This is a genomic window from Frankia sp. CeCAU1, assembly GCF_977971845.1.
The window spans coordinates 8045-22523 of sequence record NZ_CDWWXA010000001.1 but is presented as its reverse complement, the minus strand read 5'-3'; the positions used below and the strand labels follow the sequence as shown (position 1 = coordinate 22523).

12 protein-coding genes and 2 pseudogenes are annotated in these 14479 nt (G+C 71.7%); 8 read left to right on the top strand and 6 right to left on the bottom strand.

Annotation, left to right across the window (positions count from 1 at the left end; all coding sequences use genetic code 11):
• Positions 1-22 precede the first annotated feature (22 nt).
• From AC08OO_RS00105 to pspM, 5 genes are all read left to right on the top strand, one after another.
• Positions 23-334, top strand: coding sequence for a helix-turn-helix domain-containing protein (locus AC08OO_RS00105; protein ID WP_011437913.1), 312 nt, complete (start codon positions 23-25; stop codon positions 332-334).
• Positions 335-607: 273 nt separating this feature from the next.
• Complete coding sequence (locus AC08OO_RS00100) at positions 608-1075, top strand: Dps family protein (protein WP_011437912.1); 468 nt, start codon at positions 608-610, stop codon at positions 1073-1075.
• Positions 1076-1253: 178 nt separating this feature from the next.
• The gene (locus AC08OO_RS00095; RefSeq protein WP_023840200.1) at positions 1254-1448 is read left to right on the top strand and encodes a hypothetical protein; all 195 of its coding nucleotides are present in this window, start codon (positions 1254-1256) and stop codon (positions 1446-1448) included.
• 48 nt (positions 1449-1496) lie between these two features.
• Positions 1497-2408: a PspA/IM30 family protein gene (locus AC08OO_RS00090; protein ID WP_476610213.1), complete on the top strand. Its 912-nt coding sequence runs from the start codon at positions 1497-1499 to the stop codon at positions 2406-2408.
• 19 nt (positions 2409-2427) lie between these two features.
• Positions 2428-3186 carry a phage shock envelope stress response protein PspM gene (gene pspM, locus AC08OO_RS00085; protein WP_476610214.1) on the top strand — a complete coding sequence of 253 codons (759 nt, stop codon included), beginning with the start codon at positions 2428-2430 and terminating at the stop codon, positions 3184-3186.
• A 281-nt stretch (positions 3187-3467) separates the two neighbouring features.
• Here the strand turns inward: pspM and fxlM are convergent, their stop codons facing one another.
• The 5 genes and pseudogenes from fxlM to AC08OO_RS00060 all read right to left on the bottom strand — a co-directional run bounded on the left by fxlM (position 3468) and on the right by AC08OO_RS00060 (position 7633).
• Positions 3468-4682 carry a methyltransferase, FxLD system gene (gene fxlM, locus AC08OO_RS00080; protein ID WP_476610221.1) on the bottom strand — a complete coding sequence of 405 codons (1215 nt, stop codon included), beginning with the start codon at positions 4680-4682 and terminating at the stop codon, positions 3468-3470.
• Positions 4679-5485 (bottom strand): lanthionine synthetase C family protein, encoded by an 807-nt coding sequence (locus AC08OO_RS00075; RefSeq protein ID WP_476610222.1) that lies wholly within the window; start codon positions 5483-5485, stop codon positions 4679-4681. The genes fxlM and AC08OO_RS00075 overlap by 4 nt, the downstream gene beginning before the upstream one ends.
• Before the next feature lie 103 nt (positions 5486-5588).
• Positions 5589-5954 (bottom strand): annotated as a pseudogene (locus tag AC08OO_RS00070) (lanthionine synthetase); the annotation flags it as partial.
• Entirely contained in the window at positions 5944-7005 is a 1062-nt protein-coding gene (locus AC08OO_RS00065) for a thiopeptide-type bacteriocin biosynthesis protein (RefSeq protein ID WP_476610215.1), read from the bottom strand. The pseudogene AC08OO_RS00070 and the gene AC08OO_RS00065, both read right to left, overlap by 11 nt.
• A gap of 1 nt (position 7006) precedes the next feature.
• Positions 7007-7633: a hypothetical protein gene (locus tag AC08OO_RS00060; protein WP_476618118.1), complete on the bottom strand. Its 627-nt coding sequence runs from the start codon at positions 7631-7633 to the stop codon at positions 7007-7009.
• Positions 7634-8453: 820 nt separating this feature from the next.
• Here AC08OO_RS00060 and AC08OO_RS00055 point away from each other — a divergent pair.
• Positions 8454-9005, top strand: a complete 552-nt coding sequence (locus AC08OO_RS00055; protein WP_011437906.1) for an RNA polymerase sigma factor — start codon at positions 8454-8456, stop codon at positions 9003-9005.
• Here the strand turns inward: AC08OO_RS00055 and AC08OO_RS00050 are convergent.
• The gene (locus tag AC08OO_RS00050) at positions 8983-13701 is read right to left on the bottom strand and encodes an ATP-dependent helicase (protein ID WP_476610223.1); all 4719 of its coding nucleotides are present in this window, start codon (positions 13699-13701) and stop codon (positions 8983-8985) included. The two genes, AC08OO_RS00055 and AC08OO_RS00050, sit on opposite strands and share 23 nt — an antisense overlap.
• A 141-nt stretch (positions 13702-13842) precedes the next feature.
• On the opposite strand from AC08OO_RS00050, the gene AC08OO_RS00045 reads away from it, so the two are divergent.
• Positions 13843-14037 carry a DUF3046 domain-containing protein gene (locus AC08OO_RS00045; RefSeq protein ID WP_011437904.1) on the top strand — a complete coding sequence of 65 codons (195 nt, stop codon included), beginning with the start codon at positions 13843-13845 and terminating at the stop codon, positions 14035-14037.
• A gap of 165 nt (positions 14038-14202) precedes the next feature.
• Positions 14203-14479, top strand: a pseudogene (locus tag AC08OO_RS00040) (recombinase RecA); the annotation flags it as partial.

The following is a 14479-nucleotide window of genomic DNA, read 5'->3' as shown; positions in this document are numbered from 1 at the left end:
CGCGGACGAAGGAGGAGGCTCGATGGTCCTGCTCCGACGCATGCTCGGCGAGGCGTTGCGCCGCCGCCGTCAGGATCAGCACCGCACGCTTCGGGAGGTGTCGTCGGCGGCACGGGTGTCGCTCGGCTACCTCTCGGAAGTCGAGCGTGGGCAGAAGGAGGCCAGCTCCGAGTTGCTCGCCGCCATCTGTGACGCACTGGGAGTACGGCTCGCGGACCTGCTGCGCGAGGTGAGTGAGGATCTCGAACTCGCCGAACTGGCGGTGGCCGCGCGGGTCGGCGCGCCCACCGTGGTGGTTCCCGCCCGCGCCGCGGTCGTCGACCGGGCGGCCTGAGTTGCGCGTCCGGCGTCTTCCGGTGCCCTGCCACGTCGGCTGTCCCGTTCACGTTCGGGGTCTGCTCCGTTCATGACGTGCGCTCCGTTCATGATGTAGGTCCCGATGAGGTAGGTCTCGATGTGTGTCTCGTTCGCGATGTCGGGCTGTGCTGGACGTCGGGCTGTGCTGGACGTCGGGGTGTTCTGGACGTCGGGTGTTCTGGTCGCATACGGATCTCTTCACGGGGCACGCCGCAGGGAGCAGATGTCTCCGGCGTGAGAGAGGTCGAGTATGAGTGCCATCCGCAGCCCGCTGTCCGACGGGGCACGAAGTGTCACCGGTGAGGCCCTCCAGGGCACGTTGATCGACCTGATCGACCTGTCCCTGTCCGCCAAGCAGCTGCACTGGAACGTCACCGGGCGCACCTTCCGTAGTGTGCATCGCCAACTCGACGAGGTTGTCGATCTGGCGCGTCGTTACGCGGACGCCACCGCCGAACGTGCCGTCGCGATCGGGGTCAACCCGGACGGTCAGTCCTCGACGGTCGCCCGAAGCACCCACCTGCCGGGAGTGGAGGTGGGGTACATCCCGGATGAGAAGGTGATCCGGCAGACAACCGAGGTCCTCGCCGGGGTGGTCACGAGGATGCGTACCCGCATGGACGCGACCGAGAAGGCCGACCCGGTCACCCAGAACCTGATCATCGAGATCGTCCACGACCTGGAGGAGCAGCACTGGATGTTCCAGGCGATGGTGTGAGTCCCGCGCCGGGGGCGGTTTGCCCTCCCCGAAAGGGCCCTCCCCCGAAAAGGGTTGTCTGGTGGCGGATGGCGGACCCCTCCGCGACTCTCCCGAGATAGTTCTCGTGGCGCAGGTTGGTGTCGATCGTCGTTCCCGGGCGGACTCCCGGGCATGGCCCGCAGGGAAAGAAGATCACGTGAATACCCCCGCGTGGCCGGAGGACGACGACGGCTGGTCGGAGTGCCGGCTGGTCCAGGTGTGCAAGAGCTGCAACGGATTGGGCGAGCTGCTGGTGGTCTTCGCCACCATGCGCGGCGGCTTTGTGCCGGCCTGCCGGACGTGTCTGGTCTGCGCGGGACGCGGCCGCACGGCGCTGCAGCCGCCCGTCTGAGCCCGCCGCGGGGTAACCGCCGCGGCTCCGGCGTGCGACGATCGATGTATGGCGAATGTCGTCCGCAAGATCTACCGCTATCTGTCGGCCTCGGCGAACCGGAAGTTCGACGAGAAGGCTGACCCGCGGGTGCAGATCGACCAGGCCATCATGGAGGCCCGGCAGCAGCACGAGGCGCTGGTCCAGCAGGCGGCGCTCGTCGTGGGTAACCAGCGTCAGCTGGAGATGCGCATGGCACGCCAGGTGGACGAGGTCGCGAACCTCACCGAGTCCGCCCGCTCCTCGTTGCTGCTGGCTGACAACGCGCGAGCGGCCGGCGACCTGGTCACCGCGGCTGGGTACGAGGAGACGGCCCAGGCATTCGCCAGCCAGCTGGTCTCGGCGGAAGCATCGCTGGAGGACCTGAAGAACCTGCACCGCCAGGCCGCCGCGTCCGCCCAGCAGGCCCGCACCGCGGTCGAGGACAACACCGTGCGGATGCAACGCCATCTCGCCGAGCGTGCCCGCCTGCTGACACAGATCGAGCACGCCGCCATGCAGGAGCAGATGACCAAGGCGATGGAGGGGATGTCCTCGCTCGCCCCGGCGGGGGACACGCCCACCCTCGGGGAGATCCGCGACAAGGTCGAGCAGCGCTACGCGGTCGCTCTCGGGCGCCACGAGCTCGCCTCCCAGGGGATGGAGGCGCGGATGATCGAGGTGCGGCGCGCGACCATGGACGCCCGGGCCTCCTCCCGCCTCGCCGAGTTGCGCGGTGACATGGCGGCCGGGGGCCAGCTTCCCGCTGGCGCGCCTGGTTCCGCGGCGTCGCCTGGTTCCGCGGCGTCGCCTGGTTCCGCGGCGTCGCCTGGTTCCGCGGCGTCGCCTGGTTCCGCGGCGTCGCCTGGTTCCGCGGCGTCGCCCGATTCCGCGGCGTCGCCCGATTCCGCGGCCAAGCCCACCGGCGGTGGGACGCCGTGAGTCGGAAGGCGGACCGGCCGTGACCGGCTGGCCGGGTTGGGACGGGGCGCCGGGCGGGGCACTGCGGCCGGCGTTGCCGGACTGGGTGCGTGCCGATGTCGAACGCCGGTCGTTGCTGCGGACCGAACGGCGCGCCGGGCGTGGCGTCCGGTGGGCGCGTCGTCGGGCGGCGGTGACCGCCTTCGGATGGATCGCCGTGGCCGCGGTGACGCCGGTCGCCGCCGTCGTGGACGGCTGGGGTTGGCTGGTCGTGGGCGGTGCGGCGGTCATCAGGGCGGGTCTCGCCGGCTGGGAGACGGCCGTGATCCGGCGGGAGGACCGCGGGTTCGCCCTGCCGAGCGCTCCCGCTCCGCCTCCCTGGGCGTTGCGGCACTCGGCGGCCGCCGAGCCGTTGCGCCGTGGCGAGGCGGGTCTGGCGGCGCTCGTCGCGATGGCCCGGACGCTTGCTCCCGGTGCCGCCCGCGGCCCGGTGCGGGCGGCCGTGGCCGGCGCCGCCGATCTGGTGGACGGGCTGCGGGTCACCGCCATGCGGGTCGTCGCGTGTGAAAGGGCGGCCCGAGCGGTGACGTATCCCGCTCGACGAGCCGAGATCCTGGCGACGAGGAAGGACCTGGTGGCCGAAATGTCGGCGTCGGTGGCCACTCTGGACGACCTGCTGGCAGCGGCCAGCGAGGTCGTGGGCACGGTGGTCGCGTCTTCGCCGGACCTGGCCCGACTGACCCAGCAGATCGAGGCTCTGCGTGGCTACGCTGCCGCACTGCGTGAAATTTCCGGTTGATCGCGGATGTCGACGGTGATCCCGGGTGTCGGTTGCCAGCGAAGATTTCAGTAAGGACCTGCGCTGAGCTGGACAGGGAAATCTGGTGATGAAGGTGTCCAGACAGCGGCCGCTGAGGTGTTGACAGTGCGGACCGCCGTATTCGGCGCGGACTCCGGTGCAGTCGTAGCTGGTGCGGGGTTCAGACGAATCCGCGATTCAGGAGGCTGCTCAGCCAGACGTGGTCAGCCAGACGTGGTCACCACGTTCTCGATGCTGGGGGCCGTCGGCGCGGTGACCGGTCAGGGCGTGGCGACCATGCGGACGTGGCGCTTGTCGATAACCACGCCGGTGGGCAGGGTCCCGTCGGCCGTTCCGGCAGGATAGGCGGTGATGACGGGCTGGGCGGTGCGGTCGCGGTCGAAGCGGCGAATCTGCTCGACCAGCCGCTTGGCGAGCTGGGCGGCGGCGGGGCCGTGGCCGGTGGCGCCGAGTTCGTAGCGGCGTTCGCCGTCCGGGCCGGGATGGTCGACGGGGCGGGGCTTGGTGAGGTACGCCAGGGAGTCGCCCTCGACGATCGCGGGGGTGCGGTAGGTGAACGCGGGGCGGCAGATCCCGGACTCGATGGCCTCGTCTTCGGCTGCGATGCGGCAGGTGCCGGGTGAGGTGGCGGTCAGCCACAGCCAGATGTGGTCAAACGGCTCGTTGGCGACGACGGAGGCGCCGGACCACGCGGTGGTCTCGGGTCCAGTGAACACCTCGTGCAGGGCTGCCGGGGCGATGTTCTGGTCGGCATCCCAGTACAGGTCCACGTTGTCAGTGATCGTGCCGGTCTGCTCGCCGGTCGACACGATACCGATCATGGGAATGAACCCGCAGAGCTGGCTGCTTTCCGCCCGGAGATGGGTGTCCTGACGGGCGAAGGCGACACTGCGGGCCTGGCCCCGCCAGTGCAGCGGGACCACGAGCGTACCGCCGGGGGCGAGTTGGTCGAACCAGGCCGGGGGCAGGTCCCACGGCCCGACCGTAACGATGATCTTGTCGTAGGGGGCGTGGTCCGCGTCGCCGATGGCGCCGTCGCCGGTGACCACCCGCACTCGGTCGTAGCTGGTCTCGGCCAGGGTGCGGCGGGCGTGGTCGGTAACGTCGGGGTGGATGTCGATGGTGGTGACACTGCCGCCGTCGCCGACGAGTTCGGCGAGCAGGGCGGCGCTGTATCCGGTCCCGGCCCCGATCTCCAGCACGCGGTCGCCGGGCTGCGGGTCGAGCTGACCGAGCATCATCGCCACCACGGTCGGCACGGAGATGCAACTGGCGGGCCGGTCTGCGCCGGGCCTGATGGTGATCGCCTTGTTGGCGTACGCCTCCTCGACCGAGGCTGCGGGAACGAACCGGTGCCGGGGAACGGCCCGAAACGCCTGCTCGATGCGCTCGGAGCGCAGGTGACCAGCGGTGCGGATGTTGCTGATCATCTGCTCGCGCAGGTCCTCGGGGCGGGTGCTGGTGGCGTTGGTCATCCGGTTCCTTCCGTGTGTGTACTTGCGGATACGGGCGAGTGCGTTGGTCCGGCCGCGGGCGGGACGGTGAGCAGGCAGGCGTCCCATCCGGTGCCCGGCGGCAGATCGGTGAGCGCGATTCCGGCGTCGCCTTCCAGCATCCCCCTCACCTCCGATAGTTTTCGGGCCGCCTGGGTGCGGCGGTGACGCCAGCGGTGTTCCAACCGGGACAGGACCTCGGCGAATTCGCCGCCGGGTTCGGTGTCGGCGAGCATCCGGCGGGAGACGTGCACCAGCCCGGCCCAGCCGTGGCACAGCGAGTCGTCGCCGAGTTGGGCGAGTTGAGCCTCGTCGGTGAGACACGCGACGAGCGTGGCCTTGGCGTCGGCCACCCTGTTCGGGGTGTCCAGTGCCTGGGCGGTCAGGTGGCGGGCGCGGGCCAGGCCGGGGGCACCGTAGCACCAGGACGGGCGTTGCGGACCCGGCTGGTCGGCGGCGGCGTTGACCCATTCGCGGGCGGAGATCATGCCGGGCCACCAGGGGCTGATCACCGAGCCGCAGCGCCAGGAGTTGAGGAACCAGTCGGTGAGTCCGATCGCGTCGGCCTGTCCGGGCACGGTGATGCCGCCGATCATGGCGGAGGACAGCAGCGCCAGCGGTCCCGCGATGCCGTGCGCCATGCCGAGGTTGGCGTGGCCGCCGGGCCACCAAGGGTCGGGCTGGTCGGACGGCCCATTCGCGGTCCACCAGCCGGGCAGTGTGGCCCCGTCGACGGTGGTCCGGCCGGTCAGCCGGACCAGGTAGGTCAGTACGTCGCGTAGCAAGTCGCCGCCGGGGTGGCGCGGGTCGGCGTGGGTCGGCGTGGACGGCCTGAAGCAGGCAGACGCCGAGTCCGGTCAGCCCGTTGATCAGGTCGAACTCCCGCAGCGCGGGCAGTTCGCCGCGGTCGATCCGCTCGTGCGCTGCCTCCAGGCGGGTGCAAGTGATCGCGGCGATGTGCTCGTCGAGGGTGTGCAGTACGCCGGTGTGGACGGGCTGGCCGGCGGTGCGCAGCACGAACGCGACCGCCGGGGCGCCCCGGTACAGGCCGGCGCCCGTGTCCGCGGCCACGGGTTCGGCGGTCATAGCCTTGACCCATTGGTGGGCGGTGGCCCAGTCGCCGATCCCGGCGCGGGCATAGGCGATGTGCAGCAGCGCCAGCCCGGCGGCCCCGTCTGCCAGGGATTGACCCAGCCGGGTGCGGGATGGTGCTCGGGCGGTGGCGTGTACGGGTCGGTGTAGGTCACCGGGCACCACCGCTACGGCGGGCTCGCCAGGTGAGCGCGGCTTGCCGGGCCAGGCGGCAGCAGGTGCGTTCGCTGTCCCGGTTGATGCCGACGGCCCGGTTGTGGTGCGTGTGCAGCAGCGACTCCAGCACCACGTCGGTGTTCGCCTCCGGTGGCAGCGCCTTGTGGTAGCTGGCCAGCGCGTCGGCGCGGTTGTCCCACGCCGGCCCGATGTCGACGGTCCAGCCGGACAGCGACCACAGCCCGGCCGGGTCGGTGACGAGCCGGGTCGCTCGCTCGGCCACCGCCCGGTCGAGGGCCGCAGCGGCAGCCGGGGCCGGGCGGGCGGCCAGCCAGTCCATCGCCTCGTTGGGATCGCCGAAGAACCCGCTGACGATGCCTACCATGTTCGCCACCACCAGCCCGAGGTCGACCTCGGTGGTGGGCTGGTGCCGCAGCAGGGCGGCCATGGTGGCGGCGTCGGCGGCGAAGACGTTCTCCGCGGCGTCCGGTGCCTCGCCGTGCCCGTAGCGGCCGACTTCCGGGGAGTAGGTGTCGATCACCAGCCGCCCGGCCAGTCCTGCTTGGCGCATCCGCTGCGCCCACTCCCCGACCGCGTTCGAGTACTGCGCGTAACAGTCGGGGGTAGTGCGCAGCCGCAGGCGCAGGTGGTCCGTCTCCTGTCGGCTGCGGTATCGCAGCCACCAGCACGCGGGTGTGTCGAGCGTGGCCAGCAGGCCGGGAAGCGCCTCGGCGACGATCTCGCCGATCCGTTCGGGATGGGTGAACAGCTTCGCCGAGAGCCAGGTGGCGTCCGGGGCGCCGGGCAGGTGCCCGTGTGTGTTCGTCACGACGGGTGGGAGGCCGTGCAGCGGGCCGGGTTCAGCGGGGCAGGTGGTGACCAGGGGCAGCGCGATTTCGTGGGCGTGGCCGTCGATCCACCCGTAGTCGGCCGCCGGTGTGGCCGCGTACAGGATCGCCTGGCCGTGCCGTTTGAGGTGGGCGTGCAGGAGGGTGGCGTGGGCGGGCTCGTTGAGGGTGAGGCGCAGCGTGCGGTCCGCGTCGCGGAGCTCGACCACGTCAGGGCAGTCCCAGCGGCGCCGCCACCGGTCGAGTACCTGCCTCCACTGGCCGGGACCGGCCTGGCCGGGTGGGAGGTCGTCGGGGGCAAGCCGCCACTGGCCGGGGACAGGACGGTGCGCCGGTAGCGCACCCGTGGCAGGAACGGCAGCCGGACGCGCGGTCCCCAATCGAACTGGTACCAGGCGGCGGAGAACGCCCGTGGCAGGTGCGCCAGGAACCGGGCCAGCGGCGGGGGCTGTTCGTCCAGTGCGAGCGCGTGGAACACCTGCGGCTCAACCACCTGACGACGCGAGATGCTGACCAGGTGCAGCCGGTCGCGGGTCGCGGTGATGGCCAGGTCGTCCATCGTGAGCAGGCTGTCGTCGCCGGGCTGGCGGTGTTCGCCCAGCGGGAGCACGTGGTCGAGGTAGGCCGGGACGCGGCAGGCGTTCTCCGCGTGCGGGTACAGCGGCCCGAAGGACATCTGCACCCGCAGCGCCCCGGCGGTGGCGGCGGGCAGTGCCCGGTGGCCGTCGGGGTGAACCGGCTGGTGAGGGTGCCGGCGGAGCAGGCGGGCGCGACGGTGAGCAGGAAGTCGCCCCGATCCAGTGCTTGGGTGGTGGCGGCGTGGATGCGGGCGGACAACTCTACGTGCGGCGGGGATGTACCGGTCGTCAAACGTTTCGCCGGTCAGCTCGCCGATCACGTCGTCGGTCAGGATGATCTCGCGGGTGCGGTCGGCCATCGCCTGCCAGGCCAGCACCAGCAGCCGCTCGTCGCGCTCGGAGATCCCCGGTGGCGGCGTGGGCAGCACGCTCCCGCGATACCCCACCGGATACCCACGCAGTCGCACCTGAACGGCTCCCGCTCCGGGCCTGCACCGCGCCGTGCCGTGCCGTCACCAAACCGGGTCAGCTACTAAAACCTTTGGCTTCCTATTGAAATCTAGGCCGAAAATAGGATGTCATACTAAAATCTTCGATGACACCCGACAGCGGGGACGGGCTGTCGTACCTCGTGTCGTGTATCAGGCGTCGTGTACCAGACCGGGTAGCGCCATCGGGTAGGTCGTCGAGACGTTCCGCCCAGTTCCTTCGTGTACCCACAGTGACCGTGGGCGAGTGGCTCCATAAGAGCTTACGAAGCAGAACGTCATTATCTCGCCCGTTTTGGCGGTGTACTGACCGGTTGATGGCGCCAATGCGGCTCGCGATAAGCTCGGGTCACGGCCAGGCGATAACACGGTGCGTATCGATCGGGCGGGTACGTCGCCCACCGGGATATGCCGCTGCTGGCCTACCCGGGAGCGGATGGTAATGTCCGCCTTGTCCTAGTCCGCTGTTCTGGCAAGCAGCGGGTCCAACTGACCAAGGCACATCGCGGTTCTCGGTGCTGGCGCGCTCCGGGAAGGTAGGCGATCGTGCTGGGGGGTGGCGCGGTCTGAGCATGACAGGTGGAGCAAACCGTGACATGCCCTGCCGGGGACACGCCCTCGGTTGATTTTGTATCCGCTGCGCCCGTGGTCGAGCTGGACCGGCCATACAGCCAGCAGCGCTGGTCGCTGATGCTCCCGCACCGTGATCGGCTCATCCACATAGCCCGTAGGCGGTTGCCGAGCAAGGCCGACGCGGAGGACTGCGTACACGAGGCATTCATCCGCGCCGCCGGATTTCGGGATCTCGACGCGAGCCGGGTCGGACAGTTTCTGACGACGACGGTGCTACGTCTCTGCGTTGATCACCATAGAGCTCGTCAGCGTGCGGAGCGGGCGGTCGTGCGCGGCTATCTGCAGCCGTGGGAGCCGGCCCCGGACGACGCCGTCTGTGACCGTGCGGAAGCCCGCTGGCTGCTGGCCCGGGCCGGGGGACTGCAGGGCCGGGAGCGTGAGGTGATCATGGCTCGGGCGGCCGGGAAGAGTACCCGGGAGGCGGCCGCGGATCTGGAGATCAGTCTCAAGGCGGCCGAGGGAGCGTTCACCCGCGGACGTGCCCGTCTTATTTCCTTCTCTCGGAACTGATGCTCTCGGAACTGATGCTCCGCAGCCGCAGGCCCCGCGGGGTCGGGTGGAAACCGGCGCGCTCCAGGGCGGCACCCAGGGTGCTGCCGACGATCGTCTGGCCGTCCGCCTTCTCCACCGTGAGCCTGCCGAGCAGGCCGTCCCGCACGGCGCGGGCCAACGCCTCCACCGCCGGGGCCACCCGATGGTCGTCCTCGGTCCATGACAGCAGGGAACGGCCCCCGCGTTCCACGTAGAGGATGAGTTCCCCGTCGATGATGACGACCGTCGCGCCCGCCTTGCGCCCCGGCCGGTGGCCGGCGGCGCCGTCCGCGTCATCCCCCGGTCGGGTCGGCCAGGGCAGCGCGGCACCGAACGGGTTGGCCGGATCGGCCGCGGCCAGGACGACGGCCTGCGCGGACGATGAGCTCGGTGGGCCGGCCGCCGGCTGCGCCCAGGCCGGGGCCGCCTCGGCGTCCCGCTGTGCCGCGGCGATGGAGCGCAGCCGATCGACCGCTCCCGGGACGGCGAACTGGGCCGCGCCCAGGGACTCGACGAAGTAGCCCCGGCGGGCGCGGCCGGCGTCCTCGAAGGCGCTGAGGACCCGGTAGACCCCGGCGAACCCGCCCGGGTGCCGCTCGCTGGTCACCGCGCCGCGGGTGACGATGCCGTGGCGCTCGAGCAGCGCCTCGGCCAGCGCGTGGGCGCGCCGGGTCGGGTCGGTGTCCCGCTCGGGCAGCAACGACCAGCGGCCGGCGGCCGTCGGGGGGCCGGCCCGCCGCGGCATCGCCGGCCGTCCGTACCGTGCCGCCCGGGGACGGGGGGCACGGTACGGACGGCCGGCGGAACCCAGCAGGGCACGCAGCGGGGCGAGGGTGTCGTTGGTTACCCGCCCCGCCCAGACGAGATCCCAGAGCGCGGTGGCGAGCGCCGTGTCGTCGAGCGAGCCCATCCGGTCGGACAGCGCCCGGAAGAACAGGGCCGCCCCGCCGGTGAGCGCGTCGAGAATCGCGGTGTGCAGCGGACCCGAGGCGATCTCCGGGTCGGGCGGAGGCAGCAGCAGGGGCGCGGTGTCGGCGAGGACCAGGGTCAACCAGCCGTCGTCCCCGGGCAGCCCGCCGGCGCCAGCCCAGTGCACCTCGCCGGCGGAGCACAGCTCGTCGAGCATCGTCGGTGAGTAGTCGGCGACGCGGGCCGGGAGAACGAGCTGTTCCCACGCGCTTGCCGGGATCAGCGCGCCCTGCAGCTGCTCGACGGCGCGCAGCACACCGTCCACCCCCCGGCCACGTCCGCTGGTGACCGACTGCCAGGCCGGCAGGAAGGCACCGAGGGCCCGGGGCGGCACCGCCTCGACCTCCTTGCGCAGGGCGGCCAGGCTGCGTCGTCGCAGCGCCCGCAGCACGCCCGCGTCGCACCACTGCTCACCGCCGCGGTCGGGATGCAGCTCACCGCGGACGAGGCGGCCGCTGCGGACCAGCCCGTCCAGGACACCGGCGACCACCGCCGTGCCCAGCCCCAGCCGGGCGGCCGGTTCCTCGGTGTCGAACGGTCCGTGGGTACGGGCATAGCGGGAGATCAGGTCTCCGAGAGGGTCACGCACCGGTTCGGTGAAGGCGTCGGGAACTCCCACCGGTAGCGGTACGCCCAGGGCGTCGCGCAGCCGGCCGGCGTCCTCGATCGCGACCCACCGCTCCTCGCCGGCGATACGGACCCGCAGGGCCCGGCGGGTCTGTTCGAGCTCGGCGAGCCAGCCCGGGGTGGCACCCCGGGCGACCGCCTCCTCGGTCGTGAGGTCACCGAGCATTCGCAGCAGGTCGGCCACTCCCTCGACATCGCGGGCGTGGCGGTCCGGGGCGAGCCGCGTGAGCTGGGCGGCGACCTGCGCGAGCGCCGCTGGATCGATCAGCTCCCGCAGGTCCGCCTCGCCGAGGAGCTCGGCCAGCAAGGAGCTGTCCAGCGACAGCACCTGAGCCCGGCGTTCGGCCAGCGGTACGTCCCCGTCGTACATGAAGGCGGCGACGTAGCCGAACAGCAGGGCGGAGGCGAACGGAGACGGGGACGGCGTCTCCACCTCCACCACCCGCAGCGTGCGGGCCGACACCTCGCGCATCAGCTCCGCGAGCGCCGGAACGTCGAACACGTCCTGCAGGCACTCTCGCATGGTCTCCAGCACGACGGGGAAGCTGGCGAACGTCGCGGCGACGGACAGCAGCGCTGCGCTGCGCTGGCGCTGCTGCCACAGCGGGGTCCGCCGCCCCGGGGTCCGGCGGGGCAGCAGCAGGGCCCGCCCGGCACACTCGCGGAACCGGCTGGCGAACAGGGCGCTGCTCCCGATCTCCGCCCGTACGATCGCGTCGATCTCGTCCGGCTCGAACAGCGCGAGATCGGCGCCGGGCGGCTCGGCGGCGTCCGGGATCCGGGCGACGATGCCGTCGTCGGTGTGCATGATCTGGACGTCGACCCCGTACCGCTCGCGCAGCCGGGCGCCCAGGGCGAGCGCCCAGGGCGCGTTCACCGGAGCACCGAACGGGGAGTGCACCGCCAGTCGCCAGTCGCCGATCTCGTCCCGGAAACGCTCCACGACGATCGTCCGATCGTCACCGAGACGGCCGACGGCCGCCTTCTGCTCGTCGAGGTAGCGCAGCAGGTTGGCGGTGGCCCGATCGTCGAGGCCGGCGGCCCGGACGCGGTCGGCCGCCGCCTGCGCTGGCAACCTGGTGATCTCGCGCAGGAACGCGCCGAGCGCGCGGCCGAGTTCGGCGGGTCGGCCTGGGGCGTCGCCATGCCAGAAGGGGAGCCGGCCGGGCCGTCCCGGAGCCGGCGTCACCAGGACCCGGTCGGCGGTGATCTCCTCGATGCGCCAGCTGGATGAGCCGAGGAGCACCACGTCGCCGACCCGCGACTCGTAGACCATCTCCTCGTCGAGTTCCCCGACCCGGCTGGAGCGCTCCCCGACGAGGAAGACGCCGAACATGCCCCGGTCGGGAATGGTGCCTCCGCTGGTCACGGCGAGCCGCTGGGCGCCCGGGCGGGCGGTGAGGATCCCGGTGACGCGGTCCCAGGTGATGCGGGGGCGCAGCTCGGTGAACGTGCCGGAGGGGTAGCGGCCGGCGAGCATGTCCAGGACCGCCTCGAAGGCGGAGGTTGGCAGCGTCGCGAACGTCGCGGTGCGCCGGACCAGCGCGCCGAGCTCGTCAACGTGCCAGTCCTCCATCGCCGTCATTGCCACGATCTGCTGCGCCAGCACGTCGAGGGGGTTGCGCGGGTACCGCAGCCGCTCGATCGCCCCCGAGCGCATCCGCTCGGCGACCACGGCACATTCGAGCAGGTCGCTGCGATGCTTCGGGATGATGACGCCGCGACTGGCGGCGCCGACCTGGTGGCCCGCGCGGCCGGTGCGCTGCATCCCGGCGGCGACACTCGGCGGGGACCCGATCTGCACGACCAGGTCGACGGCTCCCATGTCGATGCCGAGTTCCAGGCTGGAGGTCGCGACGACCGCGGGCAGCCGGCCAGCCTTGAGATCCTCCTCGATTCCGGCCCGTTGCTCGCGGCTCACGCTGCCGTGGTGGGCCCGCGCGATCTCCGGCCAGCCCGCCGTGCCGCCGCCTTGGCCCGAGGCGCCCATCAACGCCGCGGGGGACGTCCGGCCGGCTTCCCCCGGCCCGTCCCCGGCCACGGATTCGTCCGCGGCGGTGGCCGCGGCGAGCCGCTCGGCGTACAGCTCGTTCAGCCGGGCGCAGAGCCGCTCCGCGAGCCGGCGCGAGTTGGCGAAGACGATGCTGGCGGAATGAGCCAACACCAAGTCGAGGACACGCTGCTCGACCGCCGGCCAGATCGACGCTCGGTGCGGGGCGGAGGCCGCCGAGCCGTCCGGGGACCCGTCGAGGAGCTGTCCGCCGAGCTGGGTCATGTCCTCGACCGGCACCACGACGTCGATCTGGAGGGTCTTGGCCGCGGGCGGGCGGACTACCGCCACCGGGGCCGTTCCGCCCAGGAATCGGGCGACCTCCTCGACCGGCCGCACCGTGGCGGACAGGCCGATCCGCTGGGCCGGGGTGTCCAGCAGAGCGTCCAGACGCTCCAGGCTCAGCGTGAGGTGGGCGCCGCGCTTGGTGCCCGCCACCGCGTGGACCTCGTCGACGATCACTGTCCGGACGCCGCGCAGCGACTCCCGCGCGGCACTGGTGAGGATGAGGAAGAGCGACTCCGGGGTGGTGATCAGGACGTCGGGGGGCCGGGTGCCGAAACCGCGTCGTTCGGCGGCGGGGGTGTCGCCCGACCGCAGACCCACGGTCACGTCCGGCTGGGGCAGACCGAGCCGTTGCGCGGCGGAGCGTATCCCCGCGAGCGGTGCCCGCAGGTTCCGCTCGACGTCGACGGCCAGCGCCTTGAGTGGGCTGACGTACAGCACCCGGCAGCGCCGGGTGGGCTCGGCCGGCGGCGCCGAGCGGGCCAGGGTGTCCAGCGACCACAGGAAGGCGGCCAGCGTCTTCCCCGAACCCGTGGGTGCGACGACCAGCGCGTTGCCGCCGGTGCGAATCGCCTCCCACGCGCCCCGCTGGGCGGGGGTCGCGGCGGTGAAGGCCGCGCCGAACCAGCTCCGGGTCGGGGCGGAGAACGCCGTGAGCGGATCCGGTGGATCGGGGGAAGCGAAGCTGGGCACGTTGACCAGTCTGCGTCGAGGGACCGACAACCTTCCGCCGGTGTGGTTCATGCCGGGCCCGCCGTGGGGCCCGGCCTCGACCCGGTCGTGCTTCCCGCCACCGGGGATCCCCACCGGGGACCCCCGGTGGGGATCCCCGACCAGGACCCCCTTGGGTGGTCCCGTCCCGTCCGGACGGTGCACACTGGCGAAGTGCGGTTGACCGAGTTCTGGGCGAAGATGAACACACGGTTCGGTTCCGCGTACGCGGAGTCGTTTGCGCGTGATCATGTGCTGCCCGGTCTCGGTGGCGCGACGGTCGAGGTGGCCCTGGCCCGTGGTGACGATGCCAAGACCGTCTGGCGGGCCGTGTGCGAGGAGTTCGACGTGCCGGCGCGGGAGCGCTGAGCCAGCGTCCGGCGCGTCGTCGGGTCATCGAACGCATGTTCGTCTAGAGTCGTCACGTGCGGCTACTTGTCCACAGATCATCCTCGACTCTCGAAACTGTCGGACCCACGGCCTAACGTCATCCTCGTGGCCAAGACTCGACGACCTCAGCATGGAGTAACTCCAATGGCAGGACTCGACCGTGAGAAGGCGTTGGATAACGCCTTGGCGCAGATCGACAAGCAGTTCGGCAAGGGATCGGTCATGCGGTTGGGGGACGACACCAGGCCGCCGGTCCAGGCCATCCCCACCGGTTCGATTGCTCTGGATGTCGCGCTCGGCATCGGCGGGCTGCCGCGGGGGCGCATCATTGAGATCTACGGCCCGGAGTCGTCCGGGAAGACGACCGTCGCCCTGCACGCGGTGGCGAACGCGCAGGCGGCCGGTGGTATCGCGGCGTTCA

Coding starts and splice junctions, on each gene's coding strand:
- AC08OO_RS00050 (WP_476610223.1), bottom strand. CDS start 13,701: ATGAACCACACCGGCGGAAGGTTGTCGGTCCCTCGACGCAGACTGGTC.
- fxlM (WP_476610221.1), bottom strand. CDS start 4,682: ATGACCAACGCCACCAGCACCCGCCCCGAGGACCTGCGCGAGCAGATG.
- AC08OO_RS00100 (WP_011437912.1), top strand. CDS start 608: ATGAGTGCCATCCGCAGCCCGCTGTCCGACGGGGCACGAAGTGTCACC.
- AC08OO_RS00090 (WP_476610213.1), top strand. CDS start 1,497: ATGGCGAATGTCGTCCGCAAGATCTACCGCTATCTGTCGGCCTCGGCG.
- AC08OO_RS00105 (WP_011437913.1), top strand. CDS start 23: ATGGTCCTGCTCCGACGCATGCTCGGCGAGGCGTTGCGCCGCCGCCGT.